Origin of the sequence: Peribacillus frigoritolerans (assembly GCF_030676415.1) — a bacterium.
Classification (GTDB): Bacteria; Bacillota; Bacilli; order Bacillales; family DSM-1321; genus Peribacillus; species Peribacillus frigoritolerans_A.
Map to the genome: position 1 here is coordinate 1 of NZ_JAUUTW010000079.1, position 1132 is coordinate 1132.

Sequence of the window (1132 nt, forward strand, 5' to 3'; positions counted from 1 at the left end):
AGGTTAAGTTGATGAGACGGAGCCGCAGCGAAAGCGAGTCTGAATAGGGCGAATGAGTATGAGGTCGTAGACCCGAAACCAGGTGATCTACCCATGTCCAGGGTGAAGTTCAGGTAACACTGAATGGAGGCCCGAACCCACGCACGTTGAAAAGTGCGGGGATGAGGTGTGGGTAGCGGAGAAATTCCAATCGAACCTGGAGATAGCTGGTTCTCTCCGAAATAGCTTTAGGGCTAGCCTCAAGATGAGAGTATTGGAGGTAGAGCACTGATTGGACTAGGGGCCCCCAACGGGTTACCGAATTCAGTCAAACTCCGAATGCCAAATACTTATTCTTGGGAGTCAGACTGCGAGTGATAAGATCCGTAGTCGAAAGGGAAACAGCCCAGACCACCAGCTAAGGTCCCAAAGTATACGTTAAGTGGAAAAGGATGTGGAGTTGCTTAGACAACCAGGATGTTGGCTTAGAAGCAGCCACCATTTAAAGAGTGCGTAATAGCTCACTGGTCGAGTGACTCCGCGCCGAAAATGTACCGGGGCTAAACGTATCACCGAAGCTGTGGATTGACACCATTAGGTGTCGATGGTAGGAGAGCGTTCTAAGGGCGTTGAAGTCAGACCGGAAGGACTGGTGGAGCGCTTAGAAGTGAGAATGCCGGTATGAGTAGCGAAAGAAGGGTGAGAATCCCTTCCACCGAATGCCTAAGGTTTCCTGAGGAAGGCTCGTCCGCTCAGGGTTAGTCGGGACCTAAGCCGAGGCCGAAAGGCGTAGGCGATGGACAACAGGTTGATATTCCTGTACCACCTATACATCGTTTGAACGATGGGGGGACGCAGAAGGATAGGGTAAGCGCGCTGTTGGATATGCGCGTCCAAGCAGTTAGGCCGGAAACGAGGCAAATCCCGTTTCCATTAAGGCGGAGCTGTGATGGCGAGGGAAATATAGTACCGAAGTTCCTGATTCCACGCTGCCAAGAAAAGCCTCTAGTGAGATGTAAGGTGCCCGTACCGCAAACCGACACAGGTAGGCGAGGAGAGAATCCTAAGGTGTGCGAGAGAACTCTCGTTAAGGAACTCGGCAAAATGACCCCGTAACTTCGGGAGAAGGGGTGCTTTTTAGGGTGAATAGCCC

General features: G+C 51.9%; 1 rRNA gene. It reads left to right on the top strand.

The features are described from left to right. Window positions 1–1132, top strand: a 23S ribosomal RNA gene (locus tag Q8G36_RS28540); the annotation flags it as partial.